This is a genomic window from Kitasatospora sp. NPDC038210, from assembly GCF_055600605.1.
In genome coordinates this window covers 439,467-460,144 of sequence record NZ_JBVJYK010000005.1, presented here as the reverse complement: position 1 = coordinate 460,144, position 20,678 = coordinate 439,467, and the positions used below count along the sequence as shown (strand labels likewise).

Genomic DNA, 20,678 nt, shown 5'->3' with positions numbered 1-20,678 from the left:
ACGGAGGACCTGTGACGACGGCCCGGCCGGGGAGCTCCCCGGCCGGGCCGTCCGGCGTTCTGAGCACTGCCGGCCCTCGGCGCTGTCAGCCCTCAGCGCCATCCACGCTTGTCCGCGCCGTCAGCGCCCGGTGGGCAGGTTGGCGCCGCCGGTGCAGTCGAACACCACGCCCGTCACGAAGGTGTTGGCGGCCAGCATGTGGATCGCCCGGGCGACGTCCTCGGCGCGGCCGACCCGGCCGACCGGGGTGGTGGCGGCCAGGCCCTCGAAGAGCGCGGTGCGCTGCTCGACCGGGACGCGGTCCCACCAGGGGGTGTCGATGACGCCGGGCGAGACGGCGTTGACCCGCAGCGGGGCGAGCTCGACGGCCAGCGGCGGAACCATCGCCTCCAGCGCACCGTTGATGGCGGCCAGCCCGGCCGTGCCGGGGATGGCGGCGCGGGCGGAGGCCGCGGTGATCAGGGTGACCGAGCCGTCCTTGCGCAGGTGCGGCAGCGCGGTCTGCAGGACGCGGACCTGCGGCCAGAACTTGGCGTCGAAGCCGGTCGCGAGGTCGGCCAGGTCGAGCTGGGCGAACGGGCCGCTGCCGGCCGCGCCGCTGACCGCGACGACCAGGTGGTCCACGGTGCCCTCGTCGGCGAAGAACTCGGCGAGTGCGGCCGGGTCGGTCGCGTCCAGCCGGCGACCGGTGGTCTTGCCGCCGATCCGGGCCACGGCGGCATCGAGCCGCTCGCGGTCACGGCCGGTGACCACGACCTCGGCACCGTCCGCCGCGAAGGCGGTCGCGGCCGCCTCGCCGATGCCCGAGCTGCCGCCCATCACGACGACGCGCTGTCCGGCGAAGAGGTTTGACGCAGTGCTCATGGCGGTAGGGCCTTTCGACTTGTCGAGACTGTCGGTTCTGGCATTGATATTTGTCTAGACTGCTAGTCTTGTCAAGCGGGGGCAAGGAAACGGGGCCGACGAGAGGAAGACCATGAGCGAGACCGAACCCCGGGCGGAACGGGCGGAGCGAGAGGAACGGGCGGGACAGGCGGCACAGGAAGTCCGGGCAGTCCGGGCACAGCAGCCGGAGCAGACGGACCGGGCGCCCGAGCAGGCCGCGTCGAGCCGCCCGCACACCGGGCGCCGCCGCAACGAAGCCGCCCACCGGGCGATCCTCGACGCCGCCCTCCACCTGCTCGCCGACTCGGACGGCACCCCGGTCACCATCGACGCCATCGCCCGCACGGCCGGCGTCGGCAAGCAGACCGTCTACCGGTGGTGGCCCTCCAAGGGCGCCGTCCTGCTCGACGCCCTCACCGACCGCGCCGACCAGGACGTCCTCGGCCCCGACACCGGCACGCTGCGCACCGACCTGCACGCCTTCGTCGCCACCACCTTCGACGCCGCCCAGCGCAGCACCACGGCCTCCGCCCTGCGCACCCTCGTCCGCGAAGCCGCCCGCGACCCGCACCTCGCCGAACTCATGCAGACCTTCACCGCCACCCGCCGCACCGCCCTGCGCGAGCTCCTCTTCCGCGGACGCGAACGCGGCGAACTGGCCGACGATGCCGACCTGGAGCTGATCGTGGACCAGGTCTACGGGGTGTTCTGGTACCGCTTCCTCCTCGGGCACTCCCCACTGGACCCGATGACGGCCGAGCGCCTCGCCGACTCCCTGCTCACCGGAAACGCTGCCGACTGACCCCCATCCCTGCCACTGCCCGCCCCCTCCCAGCCCCGGCCCCAGCCCCCGGTTGCGCAGGAAGTCGGCCCGCCCGACTTCCTGCGCAGCACCGCACCCCGCAGCACGCGCCCGGCGCGGAGGCCACGCCGGCACCACGGGATCAGCCCACACAGAATATGAAGACCGGTCTACATGCGAGCCTTACCCGCGGCGGCAAACCGCACGAAAAGTCGATCGGCCCGACTTCCCGCGCCACCCCCTCGCCACCCTCGCCGTGCAACGCCGAGAGGAATATGGCGACCGGTCTACATAACCCGCCCGCAAAGGTGCCGCACGCACAGGAAGCCGGCCCGTTCGACTTCCCACGCAACTCCTGCGGCGCGCCCAGCAGAATATGACGGTCGGTCCACATATTTGCCCAGGCCAGGCGATGTGCGCACGCAAACGCACAGGAAGTCGGCCTGGTCGACTTCCTGCGCGATGCTCCACGGCAGAGGCAGGCGGCAAAGCAGAAGTATGTAGACCGAGCGTCATATTCTCCCCTCTTCCGCTGCAACGGCACCCGCATGAGAAGTCGGGCGGGCCGACTTCCTGTGCAGGCACCTCTCGGGCTCTCGGGGCGGGCGACAGGAATATGTCGGTCGGTCTACATAGCGGCCCCGGCGGGGCGGGGGTCGGGAGTGGGGCGGCGGCGGTGGTGGTAGGCGCAGGCGAGGGCCAGGACGATCGGGCCCCAGAGCATGCTGGGAGAGGTGCAGACCCGGGCCAGGGCCTGCCACCAGCCGTTGGAGTACGCGACCTCCTCGAAGCCGAGGACGCCGAGCCAGGCGAGGGGCATGGGATCGAAGAGGGCGACGAGCGCCAGCCCGCCGAGGACCGCCGGAGCGACGGCGGCGAGCCGCGGCACCCGTCGGCCCCGGAGGAACGGCACCCAGGACGGGAAGACCTCGCCCCATCCGCTGACCAGCCCCAGGGTGAGCAGCGCCAGCGCCTCGGTGAGCACGCTCAGGCCGATCACGTACGGCGTGGCCCACCAGGTGAAGGCCGGGGCGGCCGGGTCGATCGTCCCCATCCGGAAGTCCACCGCGAACGGCAGCCGCCACAAGCAGTGCGGCAGCACCACGAACGGGAGCGCCCTGGCCAGGCGGAGGGCCCAACGGGGGACGGGGCGTTCGGTGTCGCCCAGCGGAATGTTCGTCAGCATGCGTCCACCGTCGCCGACAGCACCGGTGCCCCGCCTCGTCCGCTCGAATCAACCCCCTCCCCCGGCGGAGCCGTCTACCTGTGCGCCAGCAGGCTGACGTACCCGCGGCCCGGGTGCTCCGGGCGCAGGTGTTCCAGTCGCGTGGTGACGGTGAAGCCGGCCCCGGCCAGCAGGTCGACCAGGCGGTCGGCCGGGACGAGGTAGGAGGAGTACGACACCGGGTGGCCGTAGCCCGAGACCGGACGCAGGTGTTCGTCACCGACGTGGCCTCCGAGGAGGAGGTGGCCGCCGGGCGCGAGGACGCGGTGGAACCCGGCGAACAGCGCGGGCAGCAGCTCGGGCGGGGTGTGGTGGACGGAGTACCAGGCGAGAATGCCGCCGAGGGCGCCGTCGGGCAGGTCGAGGTCGGTCATCGTGCCTTGCAGGAACCGGAGTTCGGGGTACGCGCGACGGGCGAGCGCGATCATCTCGCCGGAGATGTCCACCCCGAAGGCCGGCACGCCCAGCGCCGCCAGGTGGGCGGTGACCCTGCCCGGCCCGCAACCGAGGTCGGCGACCGGACCCACCGGCGCACCCGCCCCCGGCCCCGCGCTCGCACCGACGCCCGTACCCACGCCCACGCTTGCACCCGCACTCGCACCCGTACCCGTACCCGTACCCGCACGCCCGCCCACGCCCGCACCCCGCACCAGCTCCGCGAAGGCGGCCAGCATCGCCTGCGAGAGGGAGTCCATCCCGGTCGGCGGGACGACCCTCCGGACGTAGTCGGCGGCGACGGTGTCGTAGGAGGTCCGGATCGCGGCGAGGAAGTCGGGCTCGCTCACGCCCGCGCCTCCAGGCGCCGGCAGCGGCACGACGCGTCGCACTCCTGCACCGTCCCGCCCCAGTCCGGCCGCTCGCCGGCCGTTGCCCGCCGCGCGAACACCTCCTCCCGGCGGTCCGCGGTCTGCCGGAGCACGTCCTTGCGGTCGCGCCGCGAGAGCCGGTCCACGTACAGCCGGCCGTCGAGGTGGTCGGTCTCGTGCTGCAGGCAGCGGGCGAAGTAGCCGGTGGCCTCGACGGTGCGCGGGCTGCCGTGCCGGTCGAAGCCGCGCACCACCGCGCGGGCCGGACGGGCGAGCGCGGGGGTGCCCGCGCCGGGGACGGAGAGGCAGCCCTCGGCGTCCTCGATCAGCCGACGTCCGGCGGCTTGCGGCTCGACGACCGGGTTGAGCAGGTGGCCGGTGTGCCGGACGCCGTCGTCGTCGGGGCAGTCGTAGACGAAGAGGCGCAGGTCCACGTCGACCTGGTTGGCGGCGAGCCCGCAGCCGGCGGCCACGTACATGGTCAGGAACATGGAGTCGATCAGCTGCGCCAACTCCTCACTGCCGTAGTCCTGTTCGCCGGCCGGGCGGCAGGGGCCGTGCAGGATCGGCTCCCCGATCTCGGTGATTCGCAGGACGGGGGGACGTTCGCGCAGGTCGGACATGGGCGTGCTCCTCGACGCAGTCCAGGCATGACAACTTGTCACCGACTTTGCAAAGTAGCAGACTTTGCAAAGTGACCGAAGAAGATCTCGCCACCGCCGGCGCCCTGCCCGAGCACGCCGTCCGCACCACCCTGCTGGACCTGCTCGCCGAGCACGGCACCATCACCTCCACCGAGGCCTCCGCCCGGCTCGGCGTCAGCTCCGGCCTCTGCTCGTTCCACCTGCGACAGCTCGGCCGGCACGGCCTGATCGAGGAGGCCCCGCCGGTCGACGGCCGCGCCCGCCCCTGGCGCCTGCCCCGGGCGCAGGCGCCCCGGAACCCGCAGGAGCCCGACGGCCGGCACGGCGAGCCCGACAGCGAGCCCGGCAACGGGGACGGCCCTGGAGCCGGCGAGGAGTTCGGCGACGGGTTCGGCGCGCTGGCCCGCGGCCTGGAGGACGAGAGCTACCGACGCTGGCTCGCCCACCGCGCCGAAGCCCCCGCCGACTGGCAGCACGACGAAGCCTTCAGCACCGTCGTCTACCTCACCCCCGACGAGCTCCCGGCCGTCGGCGAGGCCGTCCGTCAGGTCCTCGCCCGCTACCGGAGCCGCGAAGCCGACCCGGCCACCCGCCCCGCCGGGGCCCGCCCGGTCGCCGCCGTCACGCGCCTCTTCCCTCTCCTCGACGCGCTTCCCGCCGCGCTCCCCACCCCGAACCCGGCCGCGAGCCCCGACCCGAACCCGGCCGCGAGCCCCGACCCGCACCCCGGGGAGCTGCCCGAGGAACGGTGACCACGCTCAGGCCCGGCGCCAGGACTGCCGGGCCACCGCCCGTCCCAGCGGACCGACCAGGAGCCCCACCGCCGCGCCCAGCACGACTCCCTGCACCCCGTCCCAGACGTCCTGCACATCGCAGGACCGCCCGATCACCGGCAGCGCGTAGTGCATCGCCGACACCGCGAACGGCAGCACCGCCGCGCCGAGCAGCGCCACCACCGCCCGCCGCCTGGTCCCCGCCAAGGCGGCCGCGAAGCCGACCGGGGCGTAGGTCGCCAGCTTGAGCTCGATGTACCGGACGTGCAGCAGCTCGTACGGCGACCGAGGCCGCCCGCCCTCGACGGTGCAGTGCCGCACGGCGTCCTCGGAGAGCCGGAACGCCTCCGGCAGCAGCGTCGCCACGACCACCCCACCGAGCCCGAGCAGCAGGACGAAGCCCACCGCCCAGTGGGCCCGCAGCAACCGCCCCACCGGCCGGTTCAACAGGGCCGCGGGCGCCAGCGAGAGCAGCAGCCCGGGCCAGAACATCGGCATCCCGCCGAGCACCGCACTGATCACTCCTCAACGGACGCCGCGCACCCGCGGCCGGTTCTCGCCCCGAGGGGGGAATCTCCGCGCGTCACCCCGGGACGGGACACCGCACGCCCGGACGAGCCGGACGTACGCGCGTCGGAGACGGCGGACCGTGCACCCGGACCGGCTCTCCGCCGTCCGGGCCCCGGGGGCGCCCGCCCCGGACGGGACGGTCAGTGCGGGATGGAGGAGATCAGCTCCTGCGCCCCCTGCCGCTTGAGCGCAAGGGCGACCGAGGTCCCCAGGTCCTCCGGGCTGAGCGCGCCCGCCCACTCGTGGGCGTCCAGCACCTGCTTGCCGTCCGGGGTGAAGACCCGGCCGCGCAGCGAGAGGCGGCCGTCCGCCTCGGCCTTGGCGTAGCCGGCGATCGGGCTGTTGCAGTGGCCCTGCAGCACGTGCAGGAACATCCGTTCGGCCGCCGCCTCCCGCCAGGTGTCGTGGTGGCCGAGCGTGGTGACGGCGTCGATGGTCGCGGTGTCGTCCTCGCGGCACTGCAGGACGAGGATCCCGGCGCCGATGGGCGGGCACATCGCGTCGACGCCGAGGATCTCGGTGATCCGCGCCTGCTCGCCGATCCGTTCCAGGCCGGAGACGGCGAGCAGCAGGGCGTCCACCGTCCCGGCGTCGAGCTTGGCGAGCCGGCTGTTGGCGTTGCCGCGGATCGGCACGCACTCCAGGTGCGGGTGGGAGGCGGCGAGTTGGGCGGTGCGGCGGACGGAGGAGGTGCCGATCCGGGTGCCGGGCGGGAGTTCGGCGAGGGTCAGGCCACCGGGGTGGACGAGGGCGTCGCGGATGTCGTCCCGGCGCAGGTAGGCGGCGAAGACGGTGCCGGCGGGCAGCGGACGGTCGGCGGGAACGTCCTTGAGGCAGTGCACGGCGACGTCGGCCTCCCCGGCGAGCAGCGCGGCGTCGACCTCCTTGGTGAAGGCGCCCTTGCCGCCCAGGTGGGCGAGGTCGCCGGTCCAGCGGTCGCCCGAGGTGGTGACCGGCACCACCTCGGTGCGAAGGTCCGGGTGCAGGACGGCGAGTTCGGCGCGGACCCGCTCGACCTGGGCGAGCGCCATGGGCGAGGAGCGGGAGACGATACGGATCAGCTCAGCGGTGGACATGGCGCGATGATAGGCCTTCGAACAGCCGTCATTGACGGCACGTCAGGCTTATGGCGCATGGTGCCGCCTCATCCGCCTCCGCTGCACGTCCTGCAACAGCGGCCCCGCCGCGTCGATCGAGGCCCCGGCGACCACCAGCACGCTCGCCCCGCCGAACGCGTAGCCCCCGGCACCCCCGGCCCCGCCGAACACCCCGAACACCCCGAACCCGCCGAGTCCGCCGACCGCGCCCGCCGCCGACAGCACGAGCGCCGGCAGGACGGCGACCACTCCGGTACCCAGCATCTCGGCGACGGCGAGCCGGCCGCGTACGGCGGCGAGGTGGTCGACGGTCGCCCTGCCGGGCTCGACGCCGGGGACGTACGCGCGGGTGCGCAGCAGTTTGTCGGCGTCGGTCAGCACGGACCGGCCGTCCAGCACGGCCAGCCAGGACCCGGCCGCGGCGAGCAGGAACAGCAGCACCAGGTAGGGGAACCACGGCAGCCGCAGCGGAGCGAGCAGCAGGGCGGCGGCCACCGCCGGGACGAATCCCCGGTGGCTGAGCACCAGCGGCAGGTAGCGGCGTTCGGCGCCCGCACGCCGCCCGCCGAGCGGGGAGTAGAACAGCTCGACCCGCCGCTCCCCCTTGCGTCCGGCTGTCACCAGGGCGGTCGCCGCGGCCAGCCCCACCAGCACGGCCACCAGCACCAGCACGTACGCGCCGGACCCGGCCCGTTCCCGGACGGCCCACAGCCGTCCGGGCAGCACGGCCGCGACCTGGGCGAACAGCAGTACCGCGATCGCGTCGCCGAGCCCGTTCCGGTCCATCCACCGGGTGAGCGGCACCAGCGCCGCCGTGCCCGCGGCGGCCCCGGCGGTCAGGACGGCGACGGCGAGCGCGCCGTGCAGCCGCAGTACGCCGTCCCCGGCCGCCGCGCCGGGCAGCAGGTGTCCGGTCGCCGTGACCAGTGCGAGGGCGAGGCCGCCGAGCAGTCCGAGCGCGAGGGCGGTCCGGCGCTGCAGCAGGAGCAGCCCGGGGCGCACTGCGCGCAGTGCGCCGAGCCGGGGGTGCAGCCGGGCGAGGGCGGGGACGGTCAGGCGGGCCAGGAGGAACGGCAGCACCCCGAACGGGAGCAGCGCCAGTCGGTACAGCCCGCCGCCGGTGACGAGGTCGACCAGTCCGCGCACCCGGTCGCCGGGCAGTGCCCCGTCCGCGACCCGCCCGAGCACGGCCGGGTCCACGCCCGGCAGCGGCAGGTTCTGCCCGAGCCTGAGCAGGACGATCCCGCCGAGTGTGACCGCGGCCCGGCGGCCCAGGCCCGGCGCCCTGAACAGTGACACGACGTCCTCCCGATCACCTTGTCCTCAGCGGGAGTTGGGACGCGGGCGGACGGTCGGGCGGTTCCGGCGGGAACGACGGCCGGGCGCGACGGCCGGGCGCGACGAACAGCCGGCCGACGCCCGCACCCCACACCCCCGCCCGCACCCACATGCCACACCCACCCACACCCACACCCACACCCCCGTGGCTCACTCGTTGTGCAGCACCTCCGCGATCGACAGCCGGGCCGCCGATCGCGCCGGGACGAGTGCCCCGAGGACGGCGATCACGACCCCCGCGAGGGCGAGGCCGGTGAGCAGGGGGGCGCCCCAGACGTCGATCGCATCGTCCGTGAAGGCGATGATCCGGACGTTCTCGACGATCAGCCGGTGCGTCAGGATCCCGACCGGGATCCCGATGACGCCGCTGAGCGCGCCCTGCCAGGCCACCGAGGTGATCGTCATCGTGACGACCTGCCGGGGCGTCATCCCGATCGACTTCAGCATGCCGAGGTCGCGGCGGCGTTCCCGGATGGTGAGCAGCAGGGTGTTGAAGACGCCGAGCGCGGCGACGACCGACAGCAGGACGGTGAACGTCGTGGTGAAGCTCTTGACCGCGACGGTGCCCGCGTCCGGGTGCGGCGTGACGACGGAGGGCGTCAGGCTCGGGTCGGCGTCCGTCACGGCCTTCCGGTACGCCCCGGCGTCGGCGCCCTCGGCGAGCCGTACGTCGTACTCGACGTGGTGGGGGTCGTCGGTGAGCGCGGCCCGGGTCGCGTCGTTGGAGGTGATCGCGTTCGGGTTGCCCTCGACGTCCTTGCCGACGATGGTGACGGTCAGGTGCCGGCCCTCCAGGTCGAGGGTGAGCCGGTCGCCGAGCCTGAGGCCGCGCTGGTCGAGGAAGGCCGGTCCGGCCGCGACCTCGTTCGGGCCGGTCGGCGGGCGGCCCTCGACCACCCGGAGCCACTTGCTGGCCCCGATGTCGTCGCCGCCGTAGAAGTCGCCGAAGACGGGCTGGGGGTAGCCGATCAGGCCCACCCGGACCAGTCCCCGGGTCACGACGCCCTCCGCGCCGGGGGTGGCGCGCAGCATCGCCTCGGTCTGGGCGGGGGTGAGCCGTGGCGCGGTCCGGTTGCCCGCGAAGTGGGCGGTCTGCACGTTGACGTGGGTGCTGTCGTCGGCCGGGGCCATGGTCCGGCTCAGGGTGCTGCTCACGCCGGTGGTCACCGTCACGGTGACCACGCCGAGCACGATCGCCGCCATGGTCAGCGCGGTCCGGGCGGGTCGGGCGAAGGGCTGGCCGAGGCCGAGGCTGACGGCGCGCGGCAGCCGGGTGCCGCCGAGCAGGCGCTGGACCTTCAGCCCGCGTCCGGTGCGCGGCGCGCTGCCCGCCGAGATGGCCTGGGCGGCGGAGAGGCGGTGCGCCCTGGAGGCCGGGACGAGCGCGGCGAGGGCGACCAGCAGCGGGACGCCGGCCAGGGTGGCGGCGGGCAGCCAGCCGGCCGGTTCGATCACGGCGACGCCGGTCATGATCCCGCTGAAGGCGGTCCGGAGGATCGGGAACGCCGCCGCCCAGCCGGCCGCCGTACCGAGGACGGTGCCGACGACCGCGGGCACCGAGACCATGGTCAGGTAGACGGTGACGACCTGGCGCGGGGTGAAGCCGATCGACTTCAGCACGCCGATGTGCCGGTAGCCGGAGACCACCGCGCCGCTCACCACGTTGCCGACGATGAGCGTGGCGACCACCAGGCCGAGCACGCCGAAGACCGTCATCAGCGGCAGGTAGGCGTCGGCGCCGGCCGAGAAGGCCTGCTTGAGCACCAGGTAGGACTGCGCACTGGTGAGCGCGTCGGCGGGCAGGCCCTCGGTGGCCGTGCCGAGGGACGCGGTGACCTGCCGCGCGGTGTCGGCATCGGCGAAGCGGTAGAGCATCTGCCGTCCGGTGGGCTGCAGGTCGGCGGCCTGCCCGGGGGTGACCCAGCCGCCGGCGGACCGGCTCATGCTGGTGGCGAAGCCGACGACGGTGAGCTTCAGTCCCCGGTCGGTGGTGATCGGTTTGCCGAGCTGGCTCGTCCCGGGGCCGCCGAACGGCGAGTCGAGCACCACTTCGCCGGGGGCGGCGACCCAGCGCCCGGACAGGAGCTCGACCCGGTCCACCGGGCCGCCGGGGTCGGCCCGGCCGACCAGCGGCAGCGGGCCCGGCGGGCTGCCGGCCCAGTCGGTGGGGATCTCGACCACGACCTGGTCGAACGGCCCGGCGGCGGCCTCGACGCCCGGCCGGTGGGCGGTGGCGGCGAGTTGCTCCGCGGATGCCTTGCCGGCGTCGAAGGCGGCCACGACGTGCGCTCCGCGCTGGGCGCCGAAGGCGTCGTCGAAGGGGGCCCGGGCGGCGCTGATCACCGCGAGGGCGAGCAGCACGGTCGTGGTGGAGCAGAAGACCACCAGGCCGATCACGATGGTCTGGACCCTGCGGCGCTTCACCGCCGCGCGCGAGGCCCGCCAGACGGCTCCGCCGTTCACGACCGGGCCTCCAGCATCCGCTCGCGCGCCACCCGGCCGTCCGCCACTTCGACCAGCCGACTGGCGCAGCGGGTGGCCAGGTCGGGGTCGTGGGTGACGATCAGCAGGGTCTGCCCGATCTGGTTGAGGTCGATCAGCAGGTCCATCACCTGCTCGCCGGAGCGGCTGTCCAGTGCGCCGGTCGGCTCGTCGGCGAGCAGCAGGGCCGGGCGGTTCATCAGTGCCCGGGCCACCGCGACCCGCTGGCGCTCGCCGCCGCTGAGCGCGGCCGGGTAGACGTCCTTGCGGTGCGCGACGCCGAGCTCGTCCAGCAGTTCCAGCGCGCGGCGGCGGGCCTGGCGGGCGGTGGTGCCGGTCAGCTGGGCGGCCAGGGCGACGTTGTCGAGGGCCGGGAGGTCGTCGATCAGGTTGAAGAACTGGAAGATCATCCCGATGTGCCGGCGGCGGAACAGCGCCAGGCCGGTCTCGTTCAGCCCGCCGAGGTCCTGGCCCTGCACCCGGACGGTGCCGGCGGTGGGCCGGTCCAGCCCGGCCACCATGTTCAGCAGGGTGGACTTGCCGCACCCCGAGGGGCCCATCACGGCGACCGCCTCGCCCGCCCGGATCCGCAGGTCGACGCCGTCGAGCGCCTTGGCGTCGCCGAACTCCTTGTGCACCCCGGACAGCTCGACGACGACCTGCGCGTCGTCCGGCCGGGAGGTCCCGTCGTGGTCGTTGCTCATGGTGGACGACGGTAGGCGCGGGCGCCCGGCCGGTACGTCCCACCCTGGGTGTAACCGCGGGCCGCCGTAGTACCGGAGATGTACGGGCGCGGCACCCCCGGATGATGTGGATCATGCCGTGACCTGGGAAGCTGACGCCGTGTGGGGAACGGAAGTGGAGTGGGCGTCCGTCGCGGTGGCGGGGGCGGCGTGCGCGGGGGCCGGCCGGCTGGCCGTGGCGCTCGTGCGGGCGCGCCGGCAGTACCGGTCGGCGATCGGCGAGCGCGGCTGGCTGTTGGAGCGGGAGCGGGAGAGCGCCGCCCGGACCGCCGTGGACGCCGAACGGGCCCGGATCGCCGCCGAGTTGCACGACATCGTCAGCCACAACGTGAGCCTGATGGTGGTGCAGGCCGGGGCGGCGCGCGAGGTGCTGGCCACCATGCCCGAGGAGGCCGCGGCGGCGATGGGCGCGGTCGAGGCCGCCGGGCGGGACGCGATGACCGAACTCCGGCACCTGCTCGGCCTGCTCGCACCCGCCGCGGACGGCAGCGAGGAGCCGGACGGGGGCGGCTTCGCGCCGCAGCCGAGCCTGAGCCGGCTGAGCCCGCTGATCGACCGCTTCGCCTTCGCCGGGCTGCCGGTCGAGGTGCGGATCTCCGGCGAGCCCCGACCGCTCCCGGCGGGCATCGACGTGACGGCGTACCGGATCGTCCAGGAGGCGCTGACCAACGCGCTCAAGCACGGGGACGGGGTCACGGCGGAGGTGACGGTGCGCTATGCGGACCACTACCTGCGGGTCGAGGTGCTCAACAGCGGGCCCAGCGTGCTCGCCGACGGCCCCGCCCCGGCGCCGCGCCCGGCCGACGGCACCGGGCGCGGGCTGCTCGGCCTGCGCGAGCGGGTCGCCGTGTACGGCGGGGACCTGGACGCCCGGCGCCGGCTCGGCGGCGGCTACCGGGTCCGCGCCCGCATCCCGCTGGACCGGCCGTGACCGAGCGCACGACGTAAGGGAACGCACGCCGTGAGGCAACGCACGCCTCGACGGGGAGAGCCGTGGAAGAGATCACTGCAGAGGGGGCACCGTGGGCGAGGACAGCGTGGGCGAGGGCACCGCGGCGGAGGGCACCGCGGCGGAGGTGCGGGACCCGGTGGCGGAGCGCCGCCCCCGGGTGGTGATCGCCGACGACCAGGAGCTGGTCCGCACCGGCTTCCGGATGATCCTGACCGCGCGCGGCATCGACGTGGTCGCCGAGGCCGGCGACGGCGAGGCGGCGGTGGCCGCCGCCGTCCTGCACCGGCCGGACGTCGCCCTGCTGGACATCCGGATGCCCGGCACGGACGGCCTGGAGGCCGCCCGCCGGATCCTCGCCCGGGTGCCGGGCTGCCGGGTGATCATGCTGACCACCTTCGACCTCGACCACTACGTCTACGCCGCCCTGGCCGCCGGGGCGAGCGGCTTCCTGCTCAAGGACGTCACCTCCGCCCATCTCGCGGCCGCCGTACGGCTGGTGGACACCGGGGACGCCCTGCTCGCGCCCTCGATCACCCGGCGCCTGGTCGAGCGCTTCGCGGCCGGCGCCCCGCGACCGGCTCCCGGCGCCGAGGGCCCGCCGCTGCACCGGGACCTCGCCCCGCTCACCCCGCGCGAGGCGGAGGTGCTCGCCCTGCTCGGACGCGGGCTCTCCAACACCGAGCTGGCGCGCGAGCTCACCCTCAGCGAGTCGACGGTGAAGACGCACGTGGCCCGGATCTTCGCCAAGTTGAACCTGCGCGACCGGGCGCAGGCGGTGGTCCTCGCCTACGAGACCGGCCTGGTCGCGCCGGGCGGCAGCTGATCCCCAACTGGCCTACCACAACAGGCAGTTCGCATGACAATCATGCATCTCACTCATTAGAGCTAACTCCCCGTCGAATCGCCCTTTTTGCGAATCCATGGGGCAACATCTGCATGTCCGCGCCCGAACGGAAGAACCACCTCGGGCGGCATCACCCGGCATGACGAAGACAATTGGACAGGCCCGTGACCACCACCGCCCCCGTGTGGGACTGCCCCTTCCACCACACCGACGGCCTGGAGTTCGACCCCCTCCTCAAGCGGCTGCTCACCGAGGCCCCGATCGCCCGGATCCGGCTGCCGCACGGCGAGGGCGAGGCCTGGCTGGCCACCCGCTACGAGGACGTCCGGGTGGTCACCACCGACCGCCGGTTCAGCCGCGCCGCGGGCATCGGCCGTGACCTGCCGCGGATGACGCCCGCCCCGATCGCCCAGGCGGAAGCGATCAACCTGATGGACCCGCCCGCCCACAACCGGCTGCGCCGGCTGGTCGCCCAGGGCTTCACCAACCGCCAGGTCGAACGGATGCGCCCGGCCACCCAGCGGATCGTCGACGGCTACTACGACGAGATGACCGAGCACGGCTCCCCCGCCGACCTGATGCACTTCCTGGCCGGCCGGCTCCCGCTCACCACCATCTGCGAACTGCTCGGCATCCCCGAGGCCGACCGCGCCGAACTGCGCGGCCACGCCGTCGCGATGATGCGGATGGGCCCGGGCAGCCGGGACGGCCAGGAGACCGCCAAGACCGCGCTGCGCGCCTACTTCGGCGAGCTGACCGCGGCCCGCCGCGCCGCCCCGGGCGAGGACCTGATCAGCGCCCTGGCCACCGCCCGCGACGGTGACGAGCTGCTGGACGCCGACGAGCTGACCGTGATGGCGATGGTCCTGCTGGTCACCGGGCACGACACCAGCACCTACCAGCTCGGCAACATCACCCACACCCTGCTCACCCACCCCGAGCAGCTCGCCCTGCTCCGCGCCCGGCCCGAGATGCTGCCGCGCGCCCTGGAGGAGCTGCTGCGCTTCATCCCGTTCCGCCAGGGCGTCGGCATCGCCCGGGTCGCGACCGAGGACGTGGAACTGGGCGGGGTGCTGATCCGGGCCGGCGAGGCGGTGCACGTCTCCTACCTGACCGCCAACCGCGACCCGGCGGTGTACGAGCGCCCCGACGAGCTGGACCTCGACCGCGGCGCACCCACCCACATGACCTTCGGGTACGGCCAGCACCACTGCCTCGGCGCACACCTGGCCCGGATGGAGCTGCAGGTCGCCATCGGCACCCTGCTGCGGCGCTTCCCCGGCCTGCGGCTGGCCGTCGAACCGGCCGAACTCGACTGGGACTCCGGCTCGATCTGGCGCTTCCCGCGCACCCTGCCGGTGGCCTGGTAGCCGCGCCGCGCCGCCCGCACCCGTTCCACGCATCCACCGGCCTGCCCCCAGGCCCCCAGGGGAGACCCACACACCCATGGCAACACTCTGCCGCCCCGCCGTCGCCGTGCCCGAGCACGTCATCACCCTCGGCGAGACCCTCGACCTCGCCCGCGCCCTGCACGCCGACCACCCCCAGCTCGGCCTGGCCCTGCGGCTGATCGAGAACACCGGGGTGCGGACCCGGCACCTGGTCCAGCCGATCGAGCGGACCCTCACCCACCCGGGCTTCACCCGCCGCAACGAGGTGTACGAGCGCGAGGCCAAGCGCCGCGTCCCCGAGGTGATCGAACGGGCCCTGGCTTACGCCGAGTTGACCGCCCGGGACATCGACCTGATGGTCTACGTGTCCTGCACCGGCTTCATGATGCCGTCGATGACCGCCTGGCTGATCAACACCATGGGCTTCCGCTCCGACACCCGCCAGGTGCCGATCGCCCAGCTCGGCTGCGCGGCCGGCGGGGCCGCCGTCAACCGCGCGCACGACTTCTGCCGCGCCTACCCGGGTGCCAACGTGCTCATCGTCGCCTGCGAGTTCTGCTCGCTCTGCTACCAGCCGACCGACCTCGGCGTGGGCTCGCTGCTCTCCAACGGCCTGTTCGGCGACGCGGTGGCCGCCGTGGTGATGCGCGGGCACGGCGGGCACGGCGTCCAGATCGAGCGCAACGGCTCGCACCTCGTCCCGGGCACCGAGAACTGGATCTCCTACGGGGTGAAGGACACCGGCTTCCACTTCCAGCTGGACAAGCGGGTGCCCGGCACGATGGAGATGCTCGCGCCCGCCCTGCGCGGCCTGGCCGGCGAGCACGGCTGGGAGGTGTCCGGGCTCGGCTTCTACATCGTGCACGCCGGCGGCCCCCGCATCCTGGACGACCTGTGCCGCTTCCTCAACCTGGAACCGGCCACCTTCCGCTACAGCCGCGCCACGCTCACCGAACGCGGCAACATCGCCAGTGCCGTCGTGTTCGACGCCCTCGCCCGGCTGTTCGACGACGGCGGCGCGCCGGAGGGCACCACCGGACTGATCGCCGGCTTCGGGCCGGGCATCACCGCCGAGATCTCACTCGGGAGTTGGGTCGGCACGCCGGCCGAGGCGCCGCGCCCCCGCCGGCCGCGCGCCATCTCCACCTCCGACATCGCCCTCGTCCATCCGACCGTCCCCCGCCGTTTCCCGGCCGGCACTACGATCACCGAATGACCGATACCACGGACCGCACCGACGCCTCCGCCAGAGCCGCCGAACTCGCCGCCCGCTTCCCGGCGTTGCACGCGCCGCAGTACTGGAGCTGGGGACGCTACGACGCGCAGTTCTCCACCGTGCTGCCGCCGGACGACCTGGTCACCAACATCCACCTGGTCGGCTTCGCGGACGGCGAGGTGGTGCTCTGCCGGGACGACCGGGACCACTGGTTCCTGCCCGGAGGCACCCGGGAGCAGGACGAGAGCATCGCCACCTGCCTGGAGCGCGAGCTGCGCGAGGAGGCGGGTGCCCGGCTGCTCGGCGAGCCGGGCTGGCTGGGTGCGCACCGCTGCTGCACCGACGACCCGGTGCCGTACCGGCCGTGGCAGCCGCACCCGGAGAAGGCCTGGCTGTGGGGCTGGGGAGAGGTCGCGCTGGAGTCCTCGCCGACCAACCCGGCCGACGGCGAGCAGGTGGTCGAGGTCCGTCCGGTGCCGGTCGCCGAGGCGCAGCGACTGCTGCTGACCGGGCACGACGCCTGGTGGGGCGAGCTGATCGGGCTCGCGGTGGAGCTGCGGCGGCGAGCCGGACTGAGCTGAGGCGCCGGCCGGCCGGGGCTATTCCCGCCGACCCGGAAGATCACTGGAACGGCCGAACATCGGAGCGCAATGTCCGTTTTGCGGTGATATGACTCGGCCATGGACACCTACACGCTGGCCGCGGACTACCCGCTGCTCAACATCTTCTGGACGATGTTGGAGCTGTTCCTGTGGATCCTCTGGTTCTTCCTGCTCTTCAAGATCATCACGGACATCTTCCGCAGCCACGACCTCGGCGGCTGGGGCAAGGCCGGCTGGCTGGTCCTGGTGATCCTCCTGCCCCTGATCGGTGTGCTCATCTACCTGATCGCCCGCGGGCAGTCGATGACCAAACGCGACATGGAACAGGCCAAGGAGAACCAGGCCGCGTTCCAGGCCTACGTCCGTGACGCAGCAGCGTCCGGACCGGGCGGCGGCGGCAGCCACGTCGACGACCTGGCGAAACTGGCGGACCTGAAGGAGAAGGGCGCCATCTCCGACGAGGAGTACCAGCAGGCCAAGGCGAAGATCCTGGCCTGAACGCCCCGACGGGCACCACGGCCGGGGGCCGGTGGACGCGTCCTGCGTCCACCGGCCCCCGGCCGTCCCGGTACTGCCGCCGGTACGGCCGCCGGTACGGCCGTCGTCCGCCCGTCGCGGCTCAGCGCCGCCCGGAGCGCCGGTCGCCGGAGCCGCCGTCGCCACCGGCCAGACCGGCCCGGCGCAGCGCGTCCGCCATGGCGCTGTTGGCCGGCGCCGAGGAGCCGCCGGAGCCGCCCCGGTCACCCCGGTCGCGCCCGCCCTGGCCGCCACCGCGCCGGTCCTGGCCGCCGCGTCCGCCCTGGCCGCCCTGACCGCCCTGACCGGCGCCGCGCCGCTCCTGGCGCGGCGGACGGGCCTGCCGCTCGCCGCGGTCCCCGCGGTCGCCGCCCCGGTCGCCGCGCTCGCGGCCGACCTCGTCGTCCAGCCGCAGGGTGAGCCCGATCCGCTTGCGCGGCACGTCCACCGAGACCACCCGGACCTTCACGATGTCGCCGGGCTTGACCACCTCGCGCGGGTCCTTGACGAAGGTCCTGGACAGCGCCGAGACGTGCACCAGCCCGTCCTGGTGGACGCCCACGTCCACGAAGGCCCCGAAGGCGGCGACATTGGTGACCACGCCCTCCAGCACCATGCCGACCTCCAGGTCGCCGATCTTGTCGACGCCCTCCTTGAAGGTCGCGGTGCGGAAGGCCGGGCGCGGGTCGCGGCCGGGCTTGTCCAGCTCGCCGAGGATGTCGGTGACGGTCGGGACGCCGAAGGTCTCGTCGGCGAAGTCCGCGGGCTTCAGCGCCCGCAGCGCGGCGCCGTTGCCGATCAGAGCGCGCAGCTCCCCGCCGGTCGCGGCGAGGATGCGGCGCACCACCGGGTAGGCCTCGGGGTGCACGCTGGAGGCGTCCAGCGGGTCCTCGCCGCCGGGGATGCGCAGGAAGCCCGCGCACTGCTCGAAGGCCTTGGGGCCGAGCCGGGCGACGTCCTTGAGCTGCTTGCGGGTGCGGAACGGGCCGTTGGCGTCGCGGTGGGCGACGATGTTGTCGGCGAGCGTGCCGGTGATGCCGGAGACCCGGGTGAGCAGCGGCGCCGAGGCGGTGTTGACGTCCACGCCGACGGCGTTCACGCAGTCCTCGACCACGGCGTCCAGCGAGCGGGAGAGCTTCACCTCGCTCAGGTCGTGCTGGTACTGGCCGACGCCGATCGACTTGGGGTCGATCTTGACCAGTTCGGCCAGCGGGTCCTGCAGGCGGCGGGCGATCGAGACCGCGCCGCGGATCGACACGTCCAGCTCCGGCAGCTCCTGCGAGGCGAAGGCGGAGGCCGAGTAGACCGAGGCGCCGGCCTCACTGACCATCGCCTTGGTGAGCTTCAGCTCCGGGTGGCGCTTGATCAGGTCCTCGCCCAGCTTGTCGGTCTCCCGGGAGGCGGTGCCGTTGCCGATCGCCACCAGGTCGACGTCGTGCTTCTTCGCCAGCGCGGCCAGGGTGTGCACGGCAGCGTCCCACTTGTTGGCGGGCTGGTGCGGGTAGATCGTGTCGTAGGCGACGACCTTGCCGGTGGCGTCCACCACGGCGACCTTCACCCCGGTGCGGAAGCCCGGGTCCAGGCCCATGGTGGCGCGGGTGCCGGCCGGGGCGGCGAGCAGCAGGTCGCGCAGGTTGGCGGCGAAGACGCGCACCGCCTCCTCCTCGGCCTCCGCGCGCAGCCGGGCGCGCAGGTCGATGCCGAGGCGCACCAGGATCCGGGTGCGCCAGGCCCAGCGCACGGTGTCGCCGAGCCACCTGTCGGCCGGGCGGCCGCGGTCGGCGATGCCGAAGCGGGCGGCGATCCGCTGCTCGTAGTCGTTCCCGCCGGGCAGGTCCCCTTCGGACTCGCCGTCGTAGGGCGAGAGTTCGAGGTCGAGCACCTCCTCCTTCTCGCCGCGCAGCATCGCCAGGATGCGGTGCGAGGGGAGCTTGGTGTACGGCTCCGCGAAGTCGAAGTAGTCGGCGAACTTGGCGCCGTCCTGCTCCTTGCCGTCGCGGACGGTGGCCACCACGCGGCCGCGGGTCCACATCCGCTCGCGCAGCGAGCCGACCAGGTCGGCGTCCTCGCCGAAGCGCTCGACCAGGATCGCGCGGGCGCCCTCCAGGGCCGCCGGGGCGTCCGCCACCGACTCGTTGAGGTACCCGGCGGCGAGCGTCGCCGGATCCTGCGCGGGGTCGGCGAGCAGGGTGTCGGCCAGCGGCTCCAGCCCGGCCTCGCGGGCGATCTGCGCCTTGGTGCGCCGCTTCGGCTTGAACGGCAGGTAGATGTCCTCCAGCCGGGCCTTGGAGTCGGCGGCCAGCACCCGGGCGCGCAGCGCGTCGTCCAGCTTGCCCTGGGACTCGATCGACTCCAGGACGGCCGCCCGGCGCTCCTCCAGTTCGCGCAGGTAGCGCAGCCGTTCCTCCAGGCCGCGCAGCTGGGCGTCGTCGAGCGAGCCGGTGACCTCCTTGCGGTAGCGGGCCACGAACGGGACGGTCGCGCCGCCGTCGAGCAGGTCGACGGCCGCCTTCACCTGCCCCTCGCGGACGCCCAGTTCCTCGGCGATCTTGCGTTCGATCGCCTGCTGGCCCTGGCGGGCCGCCTGTTCGACTGGCGTGGTCACGAAGCCGGTCACCTTCTCCTTCAGTGCTTTCGCCGTACGCCCTGCATTCTGGCAGGTGCCGACGACGACGCCCGGCCGCACCCGTGGCAGCCGGGCGTGGCGCGCCCGGCCGGTGGCCCCGGGCGGGCCGCCGACGGCCCCAAGGAGGCTCAAGCGATGCCCAGTTGCCGCTGCATAGCCTGGCGGGCATGGACACTCTGGACGCTGCCGCCGAGTTGGAGCGGCTCGCCGCCGCCAAGTACCTGCTGTTCACCACCTACCGGAGGAACGGCACCCCGGTGGCCACCCCGGTCTGGGTCGCGCGGGACGGCGACGCGCTGGTCTTCACCACGGTGACGAAGACCGGCAAGGTCAAGCGCCTGCGCAACCGCTCGGACGTGCTGGTCGGCCCGAGCGACATCCGCGGCAACCTGCTCGGCGCGCAGGTCACGGCCACGGCCGTGCTCGACCCGGTCCGGGCGCCCGCCTACCGCAAGCTGCTGCGCCGCAAGTACGGGCTGCTGTGCGCGATCGCGCTGACCGCGAACGTGCTGCGGTTCGGCAAGGACGGCACGATCGGGGTGCGGGTCACCCCAGCGTGAGCGAGCCGCTGGGCCGGCCGTCGGCGGCGAGGTCGATCACCTTCGTCGTGCTGCCGCTCGTCAGCCGGACCCGGTCCGGGCCGTCCCAGACGGCGTCGATCTCGTCGCCGTAGCGGAAGCCCGCGTGGGCGATCGGCCAGCGGCGGGCGGTCAGGCCGGTGCCCTGGTCGACGAAGACCCACTGGGCGGTGCTGAGCATCCCGGGCTCCTCCTGCCGGACGATCCGGCGGTCGGAGCGGTCGGGTGCCCGCTGCGTCCCGGTGTCGTACGGGGCGTCCAGGAAGAGCCACAGCGGCACCGTCGCCACGGCCGCCAGCAGCACGCCGACGCCCAGGACCACCCGGATCCAGGCCCGCCAGGTGACGCAGTACAGCACCACCAGCAGCAGCGGCAGCGCGACGGTGAACAGCAGCAGCGGCCGGTCGAACCAGTCGCGCAGCACCAGCAGGCCGCCCGGGCGCTCGCTGTACCGCCCGACCGCGCCCAGCAGGACGAGCAGCGCGAGTGCCGCCGGCGCCGCGCGCAGGGCCCGACGCTCGCCCGCCGTCTGCTGACTGATCACCATGTCGTCAGCCTACAAGTCAGCGCAGTTGGGGAATACGGCTGA

At 73.9% G+C, this 20,678-nt stretch carries 20 protein-coding genes; 9 read left to right on the top strand and 11 right to left on the bottom strand.

Annotated features, from left to right (window positions below; translation table 11 throughout):
- Window positions 1–120: 120 nt before the first annotated feature.
- Window positions 121–864 (bottom strand): SDR family oxidoreductase, encoded by a 744-nt coding sequence (locus ACZ7KX_RS13715; protein WP_470326598.1) that lies wholly within the window; start codon window positions 862–864, stop codon window positions 121–123.
- Window positions 865–976: 112 nt separating this feature from the next.
- Here ACZ7KX_RS13715 and ACZ7KX_RS13710 point away from each other — a divergent pair, with 112 nt between their 5' ends.
- Window positions 977–1,687, top strand: a complete 711-nt coding sequence (locus ACZ7KX_RS13710; protein WP_470326597.1) for a TetR/AcrR family transcriptional regulator — start codon at window positions 977–979, stop codon at window positions 1,685–1,687.
- A 628-nt stretch (window positions 1,688–2,315) separates the two neighbouring features.
- Here the strand turns inward: ACZ7KX_RS13710 and ACZ7KX_RS13705 are convergent.
- The 3 genes from ACZ7KX_RS13705 to def form a co-directional block, all read right to left on the bottom strand.
- Complete coding sequence (locus ACZ7KX_RS13705) at window positions 2,316–2,873, bottom strand: hypothetical protein (RefSeq protein ID WP_470326596.1); 558 nt, start codon at window positions 2,871–2,873, stop codon at window positions 2,316–2,318.
- A gap of 74 nt (window positions 2,874–2,947) precedes the next feature.
- Entirely contained in the window at window positions 2,948–3,697 is a 750-nt protein-coding gene (locus tag ACZ7KX_RS13700; RefSeq protein ID WP_470326595.1) for a class I SAM-dependent methyltransferase, read from the bottom strand.
- Window positions 3,694–4,341 carry a peptide deformylase gene (gene def, locus ACZ7KX_RS13695; RefSeq protein ID WP_470326594.1) on the bottom strand — a complete coding sequence of 216 codons (648 nt, stop codon included), beginning with the start codon at window positions 4,339–4,341 and terminating at the stop codon, window positions 3,694–3,696. The genes ACZ7KX_RS13700 and def overlap by 4 nt, the downstream gene beginning before the upstream one ends.
- Before the next feature lie 71 nt (window positions 4,342–4,412).
- On the opposite strand from def, the gene ACZ7KX_RS13690 reads away from it, so the two are divergent.
- Window positions 4,413–5,114 (top strand): winged helix-turn-helix domain-containing protein, encoded by a 702-nt coding sequence (locus ACZ7KX_RS13690; RefSeq protein WP_470326593.1) that lies wholly within the window; start codon window positions 4,413–4,415, stop codon window positions 5,112–5,114.
- 6 nt (window positions 5,115–5,120) lie between these two features.
- Here ACZ7KX_RS13690 and ACZ7KX_RS13685 read toward each other — a convergent pair whose 3' ends face one another.
- From ACZ7KX_RS13685 to ACZ7KX_RS13665, 5 genes are all read right to left on the bottom strand, one after another.
- On the bottom strand, window positions 5,121–5,657 hold the full coding sequence (locus ACZ7KX_RS13685; RefSeq protein ID WP_350524375.1) for a hypothetical protein: 537 nt from the start codon (window positions 5,655–5,657) through the stop codon (window positions 5,121–5,123).
- 188 nt (window positions 5,658–5,845) lie between these two features.
- The gene (hemC, locus tag ACZ7KX_RS13680; protein ID WP_470326592.1) at window positions 5,846–6,781 is read right to left on the bottom strand and encodes a hydroxymethylbilane synthase; all 936 of its coding nucleotides are present in this window, start codon (window positions 6,779–6,781) and stop codon (window positions 5,846–5,848) included.
- A gap of 48 nt (window positions 6,782–6,829) precedes the next feature.
- A complete protein-coding gene (locus ACZ7KX_RS13675; protein ID WP_470326591.1) occupies window positions 6,830–8,101 on the bottom strand; it encodes a hypothetical protein in 1,272 nt (423 codons plus the stop codon).
- Between the two features lie 189 nt (window positions 8,102–8,290).
- The gene (locus tag ACZ7KX_RS13670; RefSeq protein WP_470326590.1) at window positions 8,291–10,603 is read right to left on the bottom strand and encodes an ABC transporter permease; all 2,313 of its coding nucleotides are present in this window, start codon (window positions 10,601–10,603) and stop codon (window positions 8,291–8,293) included.
- Window positions 10,600–11,325, bottom strand: a complete 726-nt coding sequence (locus ACZ7KX_RS13665) for an ABC transporter ATP-binding protein (RefSeq protein ID WP_350524379.1) — start codon at window positions 11,323–11,325, stop codon at window positions 10,600–10,602. The genes ACZ7KX_RS13670 and ACZ7KX_RS13665 overlap by 4 nt, the downstream gene beginning before the upstream one ends.
- 118 nt (window positions 11,326–11,443) lie before the next feature.
- Here ACZ7KX_RS13665 and ACZ7KX_RS13660 point away from each other — a divergent pair, with 118 nt between their 5' ends.
- From ACZ7KX_RS13660 to ACZ7KX_RS13635, 6 genes are all read left to right on the top strand, one after another.
- The gene (locus tag ACZ7KX_RS13660; RefSeq protein ID WP_470326589.1) at window positions 11,444–12,295 is read left to right on the top strand and encodes a sensor histidine kinase; all 852 of its coding nucleotides are present in this window, start codon (window positions 11,444–11,446) and stop codon (window positions 12,293–12,295) included.
- A 157-nt stretch (window positions 12,296–12,452) separates the two neighbouring features.
- The gene (locus tag ACZ7KX_RS13655; RefSeq protein ID WP_470326694.1) at window positions 12,453–13,139 is read left to right on the top strand and encodes a response regulator; all 687 of its coding nucleotides are present in this window, start codon (window positions 12,453–12,455) and stop codon (window positions 13,137–13,139) included.
- 185 nt (window positions 13,140–13,324) lie between these two features.
- Entirely contained in the window at window positions 13,325–14,530 is a 1,206-nt protein-coding gene (locus ACZ7KX_RS13650; RefSeq protein WP_470326588.1) for a cytochrome P450, read from the top strand.
- Window positions 14,531–14,606: 76 nt separating this feature from the next.
- The gene (locus tag ACZ7KX_RS13645; protein WP_470326587.1) at window positions 14,607–15,767 is read left to right on the top strand and encodes a type III polyketide synthase; all 1,161 of its coding nucleotides are present in this window, start codon (window positions 14,607–14,609) and stop codon (window positions 15,765–15,767) included.
- Window positions 15,764–16,348 carry an NUDIX domain-containing protein gene (locus tag ACZ7KX_RS13640; protein ID WP_470326586.1) on the top strand — a complete coding sequence of 195 codons (585 nt, stop codon included), beginning with the start codon at window positions 15,764–15,766 and terminating at the stop codon, window positions 16,346–16,348. Before ACZ7KX_RS13645 ends, ACZ7KX_RS13640 begins: the two co-directional genes overlap by 4 nt.
- Before the next feature lie 99 nt (window positions 16,349–16,447).
- The gene (locus ACZ7KX_RS13635; RefSeq protein ID WP_350524384.1) at window positions 16,448–16,867 is read left to right on the top strand and encodes an SHOCT domain-containing protein; all 420 of its coding nucleotides are present in this window, start codon (window positions 16,448–16,450) and stop codon (window positions 16,865–16,867) included.
- Window positions 16,868–16,988: 121 nt separating this feature from the next.
- Here the strand turns inward: ACZ7KX_RS13635 and ACZ7KX_RS13630 are convergent, their stop codons facing one another.
- Window positions 16,989–19,490: a Tex family protein gene (locus ACZ7KX_RS13630; protein ID WP_470326585.1), complete on the bottom strand. Its 2,502-nt coding sequence runs from the start codon at window positions 19,488–19,490 to the stop codon at window positions 16,989–16,991.
- Window positions 19,491–19,678: 188 nt separating this feature from the next.
- Here ACZ7KX_RS13630 and ACZ7KX_RS13625 point away from each other — a divergent pair, with 188 nt between their 5' ends.
- On the top strand, window positions 19,679–20,071 hold the full coding sequence (locus ACZ7KX_RS13625) for a PPOX class F420-dependent oxidoreductase (protein ID WP_470326584.1): 393 nt from the start codon (window positions 19,679–19,681) through the stop codon (window positions 20,069–20,071).
- Here the strand turns inward: ACZ7KX_RS13625 and ACZ7KX_RS13620 are convergent.
- The gene (locus ACZ7KX_RS13620) at window positions 20,058–20,636 is read right to left on the bottom strand and encodes a hypothetical protein (protein WP_470326583.1); all 579 of its coding nucleotides are present in this window, start codon (window positions 20,634–20,636) and stop codon (window positions 20,058–20,060) included. The two genes, ACZ7KX_RS13625 and ACZ7KX_RS13620, sit on opposite strands and share 14 nt — an antisense overlap.
- Between the last annotated feature and the right edge of the window lie 42 nt (window positions 20,637–20,678).